13 protein-coding genes and 2 tRNA genes are annotated in these 17,414 nt (G+C 36.7%); 7 read left to right on the top strand and 8 right to left on the bottom strand.

Annotated features, from left to right (window positions below):
- The first annotated feature begins 53 nt into the window (after positions 1-53).
- Complete coding sequence (gene clpX, locus BUL40_RS04115) at positions 54-1,289, top strand: ATP-dependent Clp protease ATP-binding subunit ClpX (RefSeq protein WP_080318188.1); 1,236 nt, start codon at positions 54-56, stop codon at positions 1,287-1,289.
- Positions 1,290-1,355: 66 nt separating this feature from the next.
- Here the strand turns inward: clpX and BUL40_RS04110 are convergent, their stop codons facing one another.
- Both BUL40_RS04110 and BUL40_RS04105 read right to left on the bottom strand, forming a co-directional pair.
- A complete protein-coding gene (locus BUL40_RS04110; RefSeq protein ID WP_080318187.1) occupies positions 1,356-1,898 on the bottom strand; it encodes a hypothetical protein in 543 nt (180 codons plus the stop codon).
- Positions 1,899-2,061: 163 nt separating this feature from the next.
- Positions 2,062-3,576: a GH3 auxin-responsive promoter family protein gene (locus BUL40_RS04105; protein ID WP_080318186.1), complete on the bottom strand. Its 1,515-nt coding sequence runs from the start codon at positions 3,574-3,576 to the stop codon at positions 2,062-2,064.
- Positions 3,577-3,659: 83 nt separating this feature from the next.
- On the opposite strand from BUL40_RS04105, the gene BUL40_RS04100 reads away from it, so the two are divergent.
- Positions 3,660-4,454: a DUF2797 domain-containing protein gene (locus BUL40_RS04100; RefSeq protein ID WP_080318185.1), complete on the top strand. Its 795-nt coding sequence runs from the start codon at positions 3,660-3,662 to the stop codon at positions 4,452-4,454.
- 4 nt (positions 4,455-4,458) lie between these two features.
- On the top strand, positions 4,459-4,806 hold the full coding sequence (locus tag BUL40_RS04095) for a tRNA-binding protein (protein ID WP_080318184.1): 348 nt from the start codon (positions 4,459-4,461) through the stop codon (positions 4,804-4,806).
- A gap of 1 nt (position 4,807) precedes the next feature.
- On the opposite strand, the gene BUL40_RS04090 is transcribed toward BUL40_RS04095, so the two are convergent.
- The 3 genes from BUL40_RS04090 to sppA are packed head-to-tail and all read right to left on the bottom strand — an operon-like array spanning position 4,808 to position 10,058.
- Positions 4,808-7,546, bottom strand: a complete 2,739-nt coding sequence (locus BUL40_RS04090) for an AsmA-like C-terminal region-containing protein (protein ID WP_080318183.1) — start codon at positions 7,544-7,546, stop codon at positions 4,808-4,810.
- 31 nt (positions 7,547-7,577) lie between these two features.
- Positions 7,578-8,291 (bottom strand): queuosine precursor transporter, encoded by a 714-nt coding sequence (locus tag BUL40_RS04085; protein ID WP_080318182.1) that lies wholly within the window; start codon positions 8,289-8,291, stop codon positions 7,578-7,580.
- Between the two features lie 6 nt (positions 8,292-8,297).
- A complete protein-coding gene (gene sppA / locus BUL40_RS04080) occupies positions 8,298-10,058 on the bottom strand; it encodes a signal peptide peptidase SppA (RefSeq protein WP_080318181.1) in 1,761 nt (586 codons plus the stop codon).
- Between the two features lie 68 nt (positions 10,059-10,126).
- Between sppA and folK the strand changes: the two genes are divergently transcribed.
- On the top strand, positions 10,127-11,272 hold the full coding sequence (gene folK / locus BUL40_RS04075; protein WP_080318180.1) for a 2-amino-4-hydroxy-6-hydroxymethyldihydropteridine diphosphokinase: 1,146 nt from the start codon (positions 10,127-10,129) through the stop codon (positions 11,270-11,272).
- Positions 11,273-11,394: 122 nt separating this feature from the next.
- Here folK and BUL40_RS04070 read toward each other — a convergent pair whose 3' ends face one another.
- Positions 11,395-11,925 carry an RNA methyltransferase gene (locus BUL40_RS04070; protein WP_010518421.1) on the bottom strand — a complete coding sequence of 177 codons (531 nt, stop codon included), beginning with the start codon at positions 11,923-11,925 and terminating at the stop codon, positions 11,395-11,397.
- Between the two features lie 131 nt (positions 11,926-12,056).
- Between BUL40_RS04070 and mutS the strand changes: the two genes are divergently transcribed.
- The 3 genes from mutS to BUL40_RS04055 all read left to right on the top strand — a co-directional run bounded on the left by mutS (position 12,057) and on the right by BUL40_RS04055 (position 14,966).
- Entirely contained in the window at positions 12,057-14,639 is a 2,583-nt protein-coding gene (mutS, locus tag BUL40_RS04065; RefSeq protein ID WP_080318309.1) for a DNA mismatch repair protein MutS, read from the top strand.
- 75 nt (positions 14,640-14,714) lie between these two features.
- Positions 14,715-14,787, top strand: a tRNA-Gly gene (locus BUL40_RS04060).
- Positions 14,788-14,881: 94 nt separating this feature from the next.
- Positions 14,882-14,966, top strand: a tRNA-Leu gene (locus BUL40_RS04055).
- A gap of 45 nt (positions 14,967-15,011) precedes the next feature.
- Here BUL40_RS04055 and BUL40_RS04050 read toward each other — a convergent pair.
- Together BUL40_RS04050 and BUL40_RS04045 are read right to left on the bottom strand one after the other, a co-directional pair.
- Positions 15,012-16,214: a hypothetical protein gene (locus BUL40_RS04050; protein WP_080318179.1), complete on the bottom strand. Its 1,203-nt coding sequence runs from the start codon at positions 16,212-16,214 to the stop codon at positions 15,012-15,014.
- Between the two features lie 233 nt (positions 16,215-16,447).
- Positions 16,448-17,410 (bottom strand): sodium-dependent bicarbonate transport family permease, encoded by a 963-nt coding sequence (locus BUL40_RS04045; RefSeq protein WP_080318178.1) that lies wholly within the window; start codon positions 17,408-17,410, stop codon positions 16,448-16,450.
- Positions 17,411-17,414 lie beyond the last annotated feature (4 nt).

Raw genomic sequence — 17,414 nt, 5'->3', positions numbered from 1 at the left:
TAAAAATTTAATTACAATATTACCGTTAAATAGAATTCAAGTACAAAAGCATAATGGCGAAGGAGAATTTAGAATGTTCATTCTGTGGCAGAAAAAAATCAGAAACCAATTTATTGATTGCTGGTTTGGACGCGCACATTTGTGACCGCTGTATAGAACAAGCTTACAGCATTGTCTCAGAAGAATCTAAGCAAGCAAAAAACAATGATTTGTCCTCAGAACTGGTTCTAAAAAAACCGCTAGAGATCAAAGACTTCTTGGACACATTTATAATTGGCCAAGAAAGGACAAAAAAGGTTATGAGTGTTGCCGTTTATAACCATTACAAAAGGCTATTACAACCAAAAAATGCAGAAGACGGTATAGAAATACAAAAAAGTAATATCGTTATGGTTGGGCAAACGGGTACGGGCAAAACCCTAATGGCGAAAACAATTGCCAAAATGCTTAACGTACCCTTAGCTATTGTTGACGCAACTGTTTTAACAGAAGCCGGTTATGTTGGGGAAGATGTGGAAAGCATCCTTACCAGGTTGCTACAAGCGGCAGATTATAATTTGGACAAGGCAGAACGTGGCATTGTATTTATTGATGAAATAGATAAAATTGCCCGTAAAAGCGATAATCCTTCCATTACCAGAGACGTTTCTGGAGAAGGCGTACAGCAAGGCTTGCTAAAGTTATTGGAAGGAACTACGGTAAATGTTCCTCCAAAAGGAGGTAGAAAACATCCAGACCAAAAGTTCATAGAAGTTAATACGGAAAATATTCTGTTCATAGCTGGCGGTGCTTTTGATGGTATTGAACGCATTATCACCAAAAGATTAAATATGCAAGCTGTGGGCTATAGTGCCTCTAAAGCTGAAGATAATTTAGATAGCGAGAATATATTGCAATATATTATTCCAAAGGATCTTAAGGAATTTGGATTGATACCGGAAATTATTGGTAGATTACCGGTACTTACCCACATGAACCCGTTAGACAAAAAGACGTTAAGAGCTATTCTTACCGAACCAAAAAATGCTATAATAAAGCAATACGAGAAGCTTTTTGCAATGGATGATATACAATTCACCATTACAGAACATGCGCTAGATTATATTGTTGAGAAAGCAATTGAATACAAACTTGGGGCCAGAGGATTGCGCTCTTTATGCGAAGCAATTTTTACCGATGCCATGTTTACCCTACCTAGTAGCGATGAAAACGAGTTTAAGGTAACCAAAGACTACGCTGAAGAAAAGCTTTCTTATGAAACCATAAAGAAACTAAAGGCAGTTTCATAAAGGTTTATACCACAAACAAAAAACGGGACCAAATGGTCCCGTTTTTTGTTTGGCATGTTTGGCGTATTATACCGCCTTTTTGGTCACTTTATTTAAAAGCTCCATACAAATTTCGCTTATATATTTTTCGTCTGAATAGAGTTCGTGCCCAAAATTTTGGATTATAGTAGGTTCTAGTTTCATGGTCTTGAACCAATCTGCTTTAGGTTTATACTTATCCAAATCACCATAAACCAAATTCACGGCTTTGCACAAAGGACGTTCTTTTTCAAATCTCAATCTTGTTGCAGAAATTGCGGTTAAAGATTTTAATGGCATTCCCAAAAGTGCTGCTTTCCAAGCTATGGTGCCACCAGCGCTAAATGCCAAGATGTGTTTAGCCTCTTTTACCTTACTTTTTAAATGCGCGGCAGCAGTTTCCAATCCGCCTTCTACAAATGCCTTGTGTATATTTTCTCCTGTATTAACCGGCAATTCTAAATTGGCCAACTGTTGAATATCATAAAACTCAATATCATAATATTGCTGTAAATAACCAAAATAGGAAGTTATCCAAAGTCCTTTCTTTACGCCCCACATATCTGATAGGACAATCAGTTTTTCTGCCATAGTTAATGCTTTAAGATTTTAGTTTAGTTTCTTAAAAGTGAGTAGAAAACGAGAATATTTCTAAAATATTGGGCAAGTACATGATAATCTCGATAAAAAACACAATTATTACGAAAACGTTTGCGTAACACCGTGTAATTTAAATCCAAAAGCTTAAATGGCACTATCCATTCAATTGCAATAATTCCTCTAAATACTCTCTGCTGTTAGATAACCTTGGAATCTTATGTTGTCCCCCTAATTTATCTTTAGATTTTAACCAATCATAGAACAAATTTTGCCTAGCTACATGTAACTGTGGTATATTTAGGGTAATGTTGTTGTAGCGCTTGGCTTCGTAATCAGAATTAAGCGCTTTTAGGGCATTGTCCAATAATTCCGCAAAATAAGCCACATCTTCCGGTGCTTTTCTAAACTCAATTATCCACTCATGCGCGCCTTTATCGTTATCCTTCATAAAGATTGGGGCCACGGTATAGTCCTTAATTTGCGAATCGGTCTTTAAACAAACCTGTTTAAGTGCTTCCTCTGCATTTTCTATTATCAACTCCTCCCCAAAAACATTAATGTGATGTTTGGTCCTACCTGTTATCTTAATTCGATAAGGATCAAGAGAGGTAAATCTAACCGTATCTCCTATTTTATAGCGCCACAAACCAGCATTGGTTGTAATAACAAGAGCATAGTTCACTCCTTTTTTCACCTCCCAAAGCGGAACTGCCGTTGCTGTACTACCGGCTTCCAAATCCATAGGGATAAACTCATAAAAAATACCGTAGTCCAACATTAATAAAAGCTCATCCGAATTATTGCGGTCTTGAATTCCAAAAAAACCTTCTGATGCATTGTAGGTTTCGTAATAATTAAAACGTTTTCTGGGAAGTAATTTCTTATACTGCTCACGGTATGGCGCAAAAGATACCCCTCCATGAAAATAAACCTCCAGATTCTCCCATATTTGAAATAAATGGTCTTTTCCCGTTTTTTCTAAAACATTGTTTAGCAACACCAACATCCATGAAGGCACACCGGCCAAACTGGTAACGTTCTCTTTTATGCTTTCTTCTATAATAGCGGCCATCTTATGTTCCCACTCACTCATTAAAGATACCTTGTTGCTGGGCGTGCTGCTATATTCTGCCCATAGTGGCATGTTATCAATTAGTATGGCAGACAAATCACCAAAAAAACTACCATTATCCTCGTACAGTTCTTTGCTACCTCCCAAACGCAAACTCTTGCCCGTAAATAGCTGGGAATTCTCATTATTGTTTAGATATAAACACAGTAAATCTTTTCCAGATTTATAGTGGCAGTCTTCCAATGCCTCTGTGCTTACTGGTATAAATTTACTTTTGGCATTGGTGGTACCACTACTTTTTGCAAACCACTTTATATTGGTAGGCCAAAATAAATTTTGCTCACCCTTACGGGTACGTTCAATTAGAGGTGCCACCTCTTCATACTGTACTATTGGCACCCTTGCTACAAAATCTTCATAGGTTTTTATACTAGCAAAATCATATTGCTTGCCCAATTGGGTATGTTTTGCATAGGTTATCAAGTGCCTTAATACATCCTTTTGTACATCTATAGGATACTTTAAAAAAAGTTCTATTTGATGGAAGCGTTTTTTAAGCAACCACGAGGCAATGGAATTGAATAATGGTATTGGCATTTTCGGTATTTTTGGGCTAAATAGTTTTAGCGCCAATAGCTAAAATAACTTTTATTTCAAATTTGTTCAAATAAAACTATTGCATGATTTACGAAGGTGTTTTAAAGAAAATGCGTACCGAATTTAAGTCGCCCATACAGTATTATCTTATGCTGGGTTCAGATTTTATACATATGAATCAGGTATTGGATAAAACAATAAAAATATCCTTTATAAAATATGAATGCCTTAACTGTGGTTTGGACAAACCCATTTACCGACAAGGATTTTGTAGAACTTGTTTTTTTGAGGTACCACAGGCCGCAGATTGGATTATGAAACCCGAATTGAGCAAAGCCCATTTAGACCAAGAGGAACGAGATTTGGACTATGAAAAAAGAATGCAGCTGCAGCCCCATATTGTGTATTTGGCTAATAGTAGCAATGTAAAAGTTGGTGTTACCAGAAAATCTCAAGTTCCTACCCGTTGGATAGACCAGGGTGCTCATGAGGCTATTGAAATAGTGGAAACACCCAATCGTTACTTGGCCGGAATAACAGAAGTTGCACTAAAAGAATTTGTGAGCGATAAAACCAGCTGGCAAAAGATGCTGAAGAACAATTTGGAGGATGTAGACTTGGTAGCATGGCGAGAAAAACTTAAACCACATATTCCCGCAGAAGCACAAGATTATTTTATAGCAACAAATACGGAAACCCAATTGGATTTTCCCGTATTGCAATACCCTTCAAAAGTAAAGAGCCTAAACCTAGAAAAAACACCAACATTTACAGGTGTTCTTAAGGGAATTAAAGGGCAATATTTACTTTTTGAAGATGAAACCGTTTTTAACGTACGCTCTAATGAAGGGTATTACGTTGGAATAGACATAAACTAATAAAATGGAAAGCAAAAACAACTTAAGCTGGGAACAATTTATGCAGGTAGAAATGCGCGTAGGCACTATTTTGAGCGCAGAAATATTTAAAGAGGCCAGAAACGCCGCATACAAGATGCAAGTAGATTTTGGTCCAGAACTAGGGATCAGAAAAACATCTGCACAAATAACCGTGCTGTATAGACCAGAAGAGTTAATTGGCAAACAGGTAATAGCCGTGGTTAATTTTCCTCCCAAACAAATAGCTACAATTATGAGCGAATGTTTAGTTATGGGAGCTGTAGGTAGCAACAAAGAAGTAACGTTACTACAACCAGAAAGAAAGGTTCCTAACGGGACCAGGATTGGATAGGTTAGTTTTGTTTAACCGTATCCTTCTTTTTCTTTTTATTACCCAAAAGCCCTCCTAAAATATCTTTGGCGGCATCTTTTACGGCCTCATTTTTAGTGGTTGTAGAATCTGTCTTTATTCCTGTAGAATCCTTGGATGTTTTCTTACCTCCTAACAAACCGCCCAATACATTTTTAACCGTAGTTCCGTTTGTAGCGGCAGTATCTTTTTGGATGGAATCCTTATTCTGGTTGAGTAGGCCACCCAGTAAATCCTTGGCTTTATCCTTTCCTTTGTTTACTAGCTTTTGCTTTTCAATCTCTACCAACTTAGCCGTTAACTGTTTTACTCCAGAGGTTAAATCCGTATCAACTTTTGGTGCATTATAAGCACCACCAATATTGGCCGTTACAGGAATGGTTAAATTATCAAGACTAGCATCGTCTATTCTCGATATTAAGTTGGTTACCTCATCTCCCAAATATTTTGCAGGCACGTTAAGTACCGCTTTATATTCTAGATTTTTATCAAAGGAATGACTCCCCGCAACGTTAATACTTATATCCTTATACTTAATATCAAAAGGCTTTACAGAAACCTTGCCATCCTCAAAAGACAATTTGGTCTTTAAATCCTTTAAATTCAATTGTCCCAAATCTATAAAGTTCAATTTACGGTCCAATGCGGTAAGCAAGGGAGCACTTTCTTCATTGATTTCCGTTGCCAATAATTGCGCTAACAAATCGCCGGTTAACGAACCTAAAATTGGTGTCATATCGTCATTAAGGTTACCTGCCAGCTTAATATCCGTATTTAATGTTCCTTGTAATGCGTTGGCCACCGGCGCCAATACTTTAAACAAATCCAAAGTTTTAAAGGATTCTCCAATCTGTATCTGATTCATTCCTAGGGCAACGTCAAAAGTAGTTATGGGACCTTTGGTAGAAACTTTTCCATTAAGCCCTAGTTTACCATTAAATATAGAGGAGGTCAAATTCTCTAAAACAACGGATTCATCTTTAATAAATAAGTTGCCAGATACATTTTTTAAAGTAAGATTATCATACAACACCGTTTCGGCATTGGCAGCTATGGAACAATCTAAAAACGAAGGTATTTTTATCCTCTCCGTGGTTTCAGAGGCCACTTCAGGATTTTTACTGGCAACCTCTTCCGTGGTAGCCACCGCTTCGTCTACCATAAAATCATTAACCGAAAATATATTGGAATTCAACTTAAAATTACCAGTTATATCTTCATTGTTGAAAAGAAAACCTAAAAGATTTGTCAAGGTTCCCGTAGCATTAAAATCCGTTTTACCGGTTTTACCTTTAAAACTGGTCACGTTTACCGTTGTAGGATTAAAGGTTAATCCGGCCTCGCTAATGGCTACAGGATTTTTCATTTCTTCCGAATTGTAATTGAAACCTGTTAGGCTAGCTTTACCGTTAGTCTTGGTATTGGCGTACGCCTTATTTTCTACAGAAGCCATGTCAAAGGCTGTTGTAACATCTGCTGTTAATATACCTGATAAATTTAAATCTGCCGGCACAGGATACGCCTTAGAAATGTTCGCCAAATTCATTTTGCCGTCCATATGTGCATTTACTTGGGTATTGCCCAACAAATCGCTAATCTTGGCATTAACATTGAACTGGTCTTGATCTATTCTAAAACTAAGCCTATCTATATTTACATAAGTGTCTTCCGTAATACCGGTCTCATTATTTATTTTGGTATCTATAAATACATTTTGTACCGACTTAGGTAAGTCTGGATATTTAAAAGAAGCGTTATCCGATTTAAGGTTTATATTGAATTTAGGTATGTGGGTTTCGTCTACAATTCCATTGAACCTACCGTTAACCTCAAAATTACCCGTTGTACTTACATTTTCTATGTTTTTAGAATAGGTTTCTGGAATTACCGCCAAAAAGTTTTTAAAATCTGAAGAAGGTGTTTTAAACGTAATATCTACCTCTTGATTATCTGGGTTAACTCTTACAAAACCATCAAACACCAATGGCAGCTGATTTACCAAGGCTTTATTTTCCAAGAATGAATACGTATTGGTAGCTAAATCTATTTCTAACAGGGCATCCAATGCTACCTTGTTCTTGTTCAGGTATTTGGTTTTATCCAATTCAAAAGATACTAAAGCATCGGTATGTGTGTCTAATTCTGATTTTTCTAAAGATAAATCGCCGGTACCTTCATGATTCATTTCTAACACTTCCAAATGCATGCCTGTAGAAAAATCGTCATAAATAACCTTTGAATTTTTTATGGAGTATCCTTTTAAATCAAAGCTAAAATCACTGTCACCAGTTGTTTCTGAAGCATTGTTAGTAGTAGACTCTTTAGCAATATCGTAATTAGCATTACCTAAACTATCCACTATTATATGTACGCTGGCACCTTCCAAGGTAAATTTATCTATGGCTATTGGCTCTTCTGCCCCCTTGAATAACTCTTTAATACTCATGCTCAAAGCTAAATCTTGAGTTTTAAAAAGTGTGTCGCCCACAAAAGGTTCTTTGTTGGTTAAACTAACATTCTTTAACCCAACATGTGCATTAGGAAAACTCTTGATCAGACTTAAATTGGCTTCATCAAAATCTAATGTAGCATTGATATTTTGATTCACTTTATTTTTGATAATGGTAGCAATTTTACCCTCTAGAAAAAAAGGTAATGCTATAACCAATGCCAGCACCACCAAAAATAATATACCTATAACTTTAAGAAGCTTTTTTTTCATAGCTGAACAATCTTTTAAACAAAATAAGGAGTTAGGCGTTAGACAAGGTAATTTCCTCTCCTATTTTTAAGTTAAATCTTTTACGTATAACATATACGAAGAAATACAGCAAAGGGGTGTCCAAAACGGCAATAAATACCTTAAAAAGAAATCCGCTTATGATTAAGCCATAAAATTTATCCCAGGGTAAAACACCAAATATGCACAACAACCCTACAACGGTAAAGGTATCTACAAATTGGGACGCAAACGTGCTAAAGTTATTACGCACCCACAAGTATCTACCCTTTGTTATGCGTTTCCAAAAATGATAGATAGAAATATCTATATATTGCGCAAACAGGTAAGCTAGCATGGAGGCCAAAACCCCTAAAGGAGATAACCCAAACACATTGGTAAAGGTTTCATCGCCCACTGGGCTAGCAGGTATAGCTGGTGCATAGTTGGCTACCAAAATAATGAGCATGGAGAAAAAAGATGCGAAAATACCTGCTGTCACTATTTGGTTCGCCTTTTTTTGACCAAAAATTTCCGAAATCAAGTCGGTAATTAAAAACGTAACCGGATAGGGCAAAATACCAACAGAAATCTCAAACAATGGGGCCCCAAAAACCGTTATATCTCCAAACGGCTGCCAATAAAAAAATTTTTGAAAAATTAAATTAGAGACAACCAGTGAGGTTATGAACAAAGCGCCCATATACAGGTAAAGCTTAAAAGCTAATTTTTGGTCTTTAGGCTTCATGGCAATCTACTTAATTTTTAAGGTGTACGGCATTCTGGCCTGTATCCCTTTTTGCTCTGTAAACGATTTTAAGTCTTTAAGCCTACCATAAGTATCCTCACCAAGTTCCTCTTTTAAGATTGCTTCACCCAATTTAATTTTAGCGGAACTTAAATCTTCCATCATTCGCTCAAATTCCGATTTGTATTTTGGAAATTTTTTAATTCCATAGGTCTCAAGTCCTGCCATTTCGGCTGCTTCAATAATTGCGTCTTGCATATCGCCCAACTCATCTACCAAACCATTTGCTTTGGCATCCACGCCACTCCAGACTCTACCTTGTGCAATCTCATTAACAGCTTCCTTGGTCATTCCCCTGCCATCTGCCACACGTTGTAAAAAGGTATCATAGGTTTGTTCTATGCTTTCCTTTACATGCATTCTAAACGTATCCGTCATAGGTTCAAATACGGAATACTCTACGGAATTGGCATTGGTACCAACTTGCTCTGCATTAATACCAATATTATTGGCCAATTCGTGTGCGTTTGGTATGGTTCCAAAAACTCCTATTGATCCGGTAATGGTTGTTGGTTCAGCAAAGATTTTGTCCGCACCGGCCGCAATGTAGTAACCACCAGAAGCGGCCACGTTTCCAAATGAAACCACCACCGGTTTCTTAGCCTTGGTCAATGCTACCTCTCTCCAAATTATATCGGAAACCAATGAGCTACCTCCTGGAGAATCTACACGCAAAACCACCGCTTTAACCTTATCGTCTTCACGAGCCTTACTTAATGCCTTTTGCATTACGCCTTGCCCAATGCTGCTTTTACCTCCTTCTCCATAAATAATTTCACCTTGCGCATAAATAACGGCTATAGCGCTATCGCCTTTAGGCTTATTTTTCTTGTCTGCATATTTGATATACTTATCCAAGGAAACATAATTTATGTCTTCAGAAGACGTAACCGATAAGGCATCCTTAATTCTTTCTTCGTATTCGTCCACATAAAGTAAATCGTCTAACAAACCAACATTCTTTGCCATTAAAGCGGTTCTACCACCAAGGGTATCCGCAATAATATTTAGTTGTGCCACACTTAAGGACCTGCTTTCACTTACATCGTCTAACATCACGTTCCATATAGAAGTCAATAGTTCTTTAAGTTGGGTACGGTTGTTATCGCTCATCTCATTTTCCAAAAAAGGCTCTACAGCACTTTTGTATTTGCCGTGGCGTACCACTTCCATTTTAAGTCCTGTTTTTTCTTGTAAATCCTTAAAATACAATACTTCTGAAGCCAACCCTCTAAAATCTAAAATCCCTTGTGGATTTAGATATACTTTATCTGCAACACTACTTAAGTAATAATCTTGTTGGGCATAAAAGTCCGAATAACTATAAATAAACTTGCCCGAAGTTTTAAAATCGTTTAAAGCCCTTCTAATTTCCTGGGTTTGAGCCAAACCAGCCAACAGAAACCCAGAATTTATACTAATTCCTTTAATTCTATCGTCTGTCTTAGCTACCGCTATGGCGTGTAAAATCTTATCCAAACCTTGGCCTTGTTCAAAAAGGGCGGAAAAAGGATCCTCCATATCTCCACCTTGGTAATCGTATATAGGTTCTTCAAAGCTAAGTTCCAGAACAGTATTATCCTTTACATTTACTTCTTCTCCGGCACTACCCAACAAGGCGGTAAACAATATAAACATGACAAAGAGAATACCAAATGCAATTAAACAGCCTATAATTGCGGCCAATAGATTTCTTAAGAATTTCATTTAGAATTTATTTAAGCCTCAAAGATAACCAATGTGCCCATCTTTTATTTACTTTGTTGATTGGTATTATGAGTACAGAAAAAACCGTTTACATCTCTATAGGTAGCAATACAGGAAACCGCTATGTTCATTTGCAAAAAGCCATTTTTGAAATGGGGAAACGCTTGGGTCCGGTTTTGGATATTTCTGCTATTTATGAAAACGAGGCTGTAGGTTTTGATGGTGGCCTTTTTTATAATGCCTGCCTTTCCTTAAACACCAAGTTTGGCCCTAATCAAGTTCTTGCCCAATTGTTACAATTAGAAAAAGAAATGGGTCGCGAGCGTGTAGAAGGCCAAGGCTACGTTTCTAGACCAATAGATTTAGACATCTTGTATTATGGAGAAGAAATTGTAAATAACCAGAATTTGACCCTGCCACACCCAAGACTACAAGAACGCAGTTTTGTACTTAAGCCATTGGCAGATATAGCACCACAGTTCTACCATCCCCTGTTACAAAAAGACACCCGTAATTTATTGATGGAGTTGAGAGACAAGAATCCACTGGTAAAAACGAAACTAAAACTCTATAAAGACAGAAATCATTTTTTTTCTAGGTTACAACTTATTTCCATTGAAGGAAATATCGGTGCTGGAAAAACGACTTTGAGCCAGATGATTGCGGACGATTTTAATGCCAAATTGGTGTTGGAACGTTTTGCGGACAACCCATTTTTACCCAAATTCTACAAAGATCAAAATAGGTATGCATTTGCGCTGGAAATGTCTTTTTTAGCAGACCGTTACCAGCAATTTATGGACGATACTAGCCAGTTTGATTTGTTTAAGCAATTTATGGTGAGTGATTATGATATTTTTAAGTCCTTAATATTTGCAAAGGTTACCTTACAACAAGACGAGTTTGACTTGTATAGAAGGGTTTTTAATGTAATGTATAAAGAGGTTAGAAAACCAGATGTGTACGTTTACCTTTATCAAAATACAGAAAGGCTTTTAGAACAAATTCAAAAACGTGGCCGGTCTTATGAGCAAGATATTAAACCAGATTATCTTAACACCATTAATAAAAGTTATATGGATTTCCTTAAGAGTTATCCAGAGCAAAACGCACTTATCATAGACATGCAAGACCTTGATTTTGTAGAAAATAGAGCAGATTACGAAGTTATCTTGGATGCCATTGAAACTAAAATACTATCTAAATACTCTTAAGATAATTTTTAGAAAATATTTGGATTTAACAAAAGGTTTTCATTTATTAGCGCCCTGTTAAGTCAGAAACTAACTAACTCAAACTATATGTTATCCCCGGTTTTTACCGGGGTTTTTTGTTGTTATCCCATTAGTTTATTCCAGACATCCCACACGACAACTCCAGTACTAACCGAAATATTTAAGGAATGTTTAGTGCCAAATTGGGGAATTTCTAACACTACGTCTGCTTGGCTTACCACACTTTGTTGCACGCCTTTAACCTCGTTACCAAATACAAATGCATATTCTTTATTGGCATCTAACTTAAATTTATTCAAAAAGGTAGCATTCTCGGCCTGTTCCAGGGCCGCTACAACAACGCCTTCTTGCTGTAGCCGCTTAACCAATGCCAATGTATCTTCTACATACTCCCAAGCTACACTTTCCGTAGCACCAAGGGCTGTTTTATTAATATCCTTATGCGGTGGCTTTGCGGTTATACCGCACAAATAGATTTTTTGTATTAAAAAGGCATCTGCGGTTCTAAAAACAGAACCTATATTATTTAAACTTCTAATATTATCAAGAATAAGAATCACTGGAAGTTTATCGGCCGCTTTAAATGCGGCCACATCCAAACGGTCTAACTCGTCATTAGCCAACTTTCGCATTAATTATTCACTTTTAAGGTGTAAATATCAACAAAACTACAAGAAACCTTGGCAACTTCATATTTTCGAAAGACCTAATTAAAATAGAAGTGAGCGTGGCCGGTAAGAAGACAAAAAAAGTAACTCCGTTGATGCAGCAATACAATGCTATCAAGACCAAGCATCCAGATGCCTTGTTGCTTTTTCGTGTAGGAGATTTTTATGAAACCTTTGGGGAAGATGCCATAAAAGCAGCTCAAATATTAGGTATTGTCTTAACCCATAGAAACAATGGGGGAGACCAAACAGAATTGGCCGGTTTTCCGCACCACTCGTTAAACACATATCTACCTAAATTGGTAAAGGCCGGTGAACGCGTTGCTATTTGTGACCAATTAGAAGACCCAAAGCAAACCAAGACCATAGTTAAACGCGGAGTTACGGAATTGGTAACACCCGGAGTTGCGCTAAACGATGACATCTTAAACGCCAAAAGCAACAATTTTTTGGCAGCTGTACATTTTGGTAGAAAGAAACTAGGTATAGCCTTTCTAGACATTTCTACAGGCGAATTTTTAACTACTGAAGGTTCTACCGCACAAATAGATAAATTATTACAGAATTTTGGCCCCAATGAAATACTTATATCAAAAAAATGTAGAAAGGAGTTTGGCGAAAATTTTGGCAATAACCTACACACCTTTTTATTAGAAGATTGGGTTTTCCAAGTAGATTATACACAAGAAAAATTAAACGGTCATTTTAAAACCAATTCTTTGCAAGGCTTTGGTGTAGACCACCTACAATGTGGTACAATTGCCTCTGGTGCCATTTTGCACTATTTGTCCGAAACACAACATAAACAACTGCAACATATAAGTAAGTTGCAACGCATTGCAGAAGAAGAATATGTTTGGATGGACCGTTTTACCATTCGTAATTTAGAGTTATACGGAAGCCACAACCAAAACGCTGTTACCCTACTGGAGGTTATAGATAAAACCATTTCTCCAATGGGCGGAAGAAATTTAAAACGTTGGCTGGCCCTACCCCTAAAAAACAAGGATAAGATCAATAGCCGTTTAGAGGTGGTAGATTATTTAACAAAGAACAATACGGTGCTAACCCAGTTAAGGGCACACATAAAAGAAATGGGCGATTTGGAACGTCTTATTTCCAAAGTAGCAACTGGAAAAATAAATCCAAAAGAAGTAGTTCAATTAAAAAACTCATTGGCCGCCTTAGTTCCCATAAAAAAACTATGCGCCGCAAGTGCAGACCCGGCCCTTTTAAATTTTGGCCAACAAATTGACCCACTGCCAGCTTTGTTTGAAAAAATAGGTAGTACTTTAAGTGAAGAGGCTCCTGTACAAATTTCTAAAGGCGAAACCATAGCCAAAGGCTATTCTCAAGAACTTGATGAATTACGCGCATTAGCTTTTTCTAGTAAAGACTATCTAGACCAAATGCTGCAACGAGAAAGCGAAGCTACTGGTATTACTTCTTTAAAGATAGCCTCTAATAATGTGTTTGGATACTACATAGAGGTGCGCAATTCCCATAAAAGCAAAGTGCCCGCCGCATGGGTACGCAAACAAACTTTGGTAAATGCAGAACGCTACATTACAGAGGAGTTAAAAGAATACGAAGCCAAAATTTTGGGTGCAGAAGAGCGCATCTTAAGTTTAGAACAACAACTCTTTTCACAATTATTGGTTTGGATGCAAGAATATATAAGCCCTGTACAGGCCAACGCACATCTAATTGCGCAATTAGATTGCCTTGGTGGATTTGCACAGCTAGCCACAGAAAACAAGTACAACAAGCCCAAGATTACCAATACTAGTACACTTACTATTAAAGAAGGTAGGCACCCGGTGATAGAAAAACAACTACCATTGGGAGAAAGTTATATAACCAATGATGTACACTTGAACAGGGAAGAGCAGCAAATAATTATGATTACCGGTCCAAATATGAGCGGTAAGTCTGCCATTTTAAGACAAACCGCCTTAATTGTCTTGCTTGCGCAAATGGGGAGCTTTGTACCTGCCGAAGAAGCAGAGATTGGCTTGGTAGACAAAATTTTTACAAGAGTTGGCGCTAGTGACAACATCTCTATGGGCGAATCTACCTTTATGGTTGAAATGAACGAAACCGCCTCTATCTTAAACAATCTTTCTGAAAACAGTTTAATTCTATTAGACGAAATAGGGCGTGGAACCAGCACCTATGACGGCATCTCAATTGCGTGGGCCATAACGGAATATTTACACGAGCACCCTTCTAAGGCAAAAACGCTATTTGCCACCCATTATCATGAATTAAATGATATGACCAACCGCTTCAACAGAATTAAAAACTATAATGTTTCTGTAAAGGAGCTAAAAGACAATGTACTATTTCTTAGAAAATTGGTGCCAGGCGGATCAGAACATAGTTTTGGAATACATGTTGCAAAGATGGCCGGTATGCCACAACAAGTAATTTTAAAAGCCAATAAAATTCTTAAAAAGCTAGAAAAATCACATGCAACGGAAGAAAATTCCGCAAAAATTGATGAAGCGCAAGACGAAATGCAGTTAAGCTTTTTTAATTTAGATGATCCACTTTTAGAAGAAATAAAAGAGGAAATACTTCATTTAGACATAGATACGCTTACCCCAGTGGAAGCTTTGATGAAACTTAATGAAATAAAACGCTTGCTCAGCAAAAAGAAAAAAGCAACTTCTTAAAAAATTGCTTTGCATTTTAAAGAATTGTATTAAATTTGCATCCGCATCGGGAAAATCGATGACGTTCTTAAACATGCGAAAATAGCTCAGTTGGTAGAGCATCACCTTGCCAAGGTGGAGGTCGCGGGTTCGAATCCCGTTTTTCGCTCTTGCGCTGCTCGAGTGGCAGCGTTTTTTGTTTGAAGTTCAAACAGCTTTGTAGGTTACTTTATCAACCTAAATTTTTAGGTAACCTACAAAAGGCTCGGATGGTGGAATTGGTAGACACGTTGGACTTAAAATCCAATGACCATTGCGGTCGTGCGGGTTCAAGTCCCGCTCCGAGTACAAAGACCCTTCTTAATCTTTAAGATTTTGAAGGGTTTTTTATTGTTATATCTTTTTAAATCCCCTAAACCAAGAGCTAAACCCCGTAAAGGTCTTGAGATAACGTTCAATCAGTTCCAAGTCATCATCATTCTTATGCAAAATATAGAATGGATCATTTTCGGTTTGTAAGTAACAAGGACAGAAATTTTTGGCTATTACCCTTGATAAAGTTTCATATAACCTTTCGTGATAGCTGGTTCCCAAAAAAATATGACCTTGGGTAATATCGCCTTGGGTAATAACAATAGTATCTTCTATTGGTTCGGCAATATAACTACGCTTAACAAGAAATCCATTATTATCCAGTTGTTCTATTCCAAAAATAATTTGTCTTCCGTTTACCCTCTCGCTGGATTGTTTTAAATACGCTAGTACTTTATCTAAGTCTACATTAGCAATAGTTGCGCTAAAATCATAATATGGATGATTTATAGGATCAAAAACAACCAAATAATTTGTTACTCCAAAACTGGACAACTCCTTTGTTAAGCTATCAATTATACCAATTGCCTTCTTTACGGGTACGTTTAAGAAATAATAACTTTGATCTTGCTTAAATGTTGCATCTTGAGCAGTACTTAAGGGCAATTGCGATTCTTTAATGGTTATTGAAAGTAAAGGATCAACTTTACTATTGGACTTTTTATTTAAAGTACTAGAATGGTTGTTTATTTCTATTTCTAAATCATCTAAAAACAAATTAAGTTGCCAATAATCATTACTAAATTTAAATTCATTTACAACCTTTTCTATATAAGTAAAAACGGAATCTGCCTTGCAATTAATCGTGTAGTGATAATGTCCAAAATTATAATTACGAATTGTTTCCGAATTATAAAAATGATGCTTCCCTTTCCAATCTATCACAACCTCATGCCCCAGTACCGAGAACAATGCTAAAATTTTATAAAGACCACCCGTCAATGCCTTTGCATGGATGACAACAGCACCTTCAATTGATTCCAAGTTATAACTATCCAATTCTATAGTAACATTTTTAGTTTGTGGAAAGCTTATTTCTAGTTCGGTATCAGAAATTAAATTGAGATTCAAAGGATCTAAATTTTTCAATTCGGGCACCAATACAGTATAAAATGCCTTGGCATTAAACGGCCGGGCTTTTAAATTACCTACAAATTGAAAATCTAACTTTTTGTAACAAGAAATCTCGTTGTGGAATAAGTTTAAGCCAGATACTTCACCCATTTTTTATAACCTTTTAATTTGCTACTAAATAAGTGATTATAATTCAGTTAACCTTTGTACCAATGAAAAATCCCTTGAAAACACAACAGTAATCAAGGGATTTACATACTACTAGAATTCGTATTAAATATCTAGCCTATAGATTAAAATAAGTTTTACCCAAAGCGTTTAAAATTTCTTTGTTCGGTTAAATTTCCGACCAAAATTGGGCTGTTACATTGTTTTATATTTAGCTATGTCATAGTTATCATGAACATATAAAGTGGCATTCCCAAGGTAATATTAAAAGGAAACGTAATAGCCAACGCCATAGGCAAGTACAAACTTGGATTTGCCTTTGGAGCCGCAATTCGCATAGCGGCAGGTACTGCTATATATGAAGCACTCGCCGCTAAAATTGACAATAAAAATCGGTCTCCGTCTTGTGTTAAGAACAAACCAGACAATTTTGCTATAAGCACGCCATTTATAATAGGAATTACAATAGAAAAGACTAATGCAAACCAACCCTTTTTTAGTAAAGCACCAATTTTTTTACCACTAGTAATACCCATATCCAATAAGAATACCGCTAAAAAGCCTTTAAAAATATCCGTGGTAAATGGTTTAATGCCCTCTGCCTGAGCATCACTTGCCACATAACCAATGCACAAACTACCTAAAATCAATAAAACACTACCGTTGGTTATGGCATGGGTAAATAGATTTAAAAATTCTTTTTTAGATTTTTTCCCATTAGAATAAAGGCGCATCAATAAAACCCCAATAATTATTGATGGGGCCTCCATTAACGCCATTACAGCAACCATATGCCCGCCAAACGCTATCCCTTCCAACTCTAAAAAACTCACGGCGGTAACAAACGTAACCGCGCTTACAGAACCATATGCAGCTGCAATAGCACCAGCATTCTCTACGGAGAATTTTAACCTTAATACAAAATACGTATAAACAGGTACCAATAAAGCCAGTAAAACGCCCGCTATTATTGCATAGGTTATTTCTACATTATACACACTATGCGCCAACTCTTGACCGCCTTTAAAACCAATTGCCAACAATAAGTATAACGAGATAAATTTAGAGGAGTTAGGAGGTATTTCTAAATCGCTTTTAACTTGCGAAGCCAAAATACCTAAAACAAAAAATAAAAGTGCTGGGTTTGTTAAATTATCAAATAGTAAGTGCAAATCCATTTAT

The sequence above is a fragment of the Croceivirga radicis genome (assembly GCF_002072105.2).
Classification (GTDB): domain Bacteria; phylum Bacteroidota; class Bacteroidia; order Flavobacteriales; family Flavobacteriaceae; genus Croceivirga; species Croceivirga radicis.
This window is presented reverse-complemented; position numbering and strand designations above follow the sequence as displayed.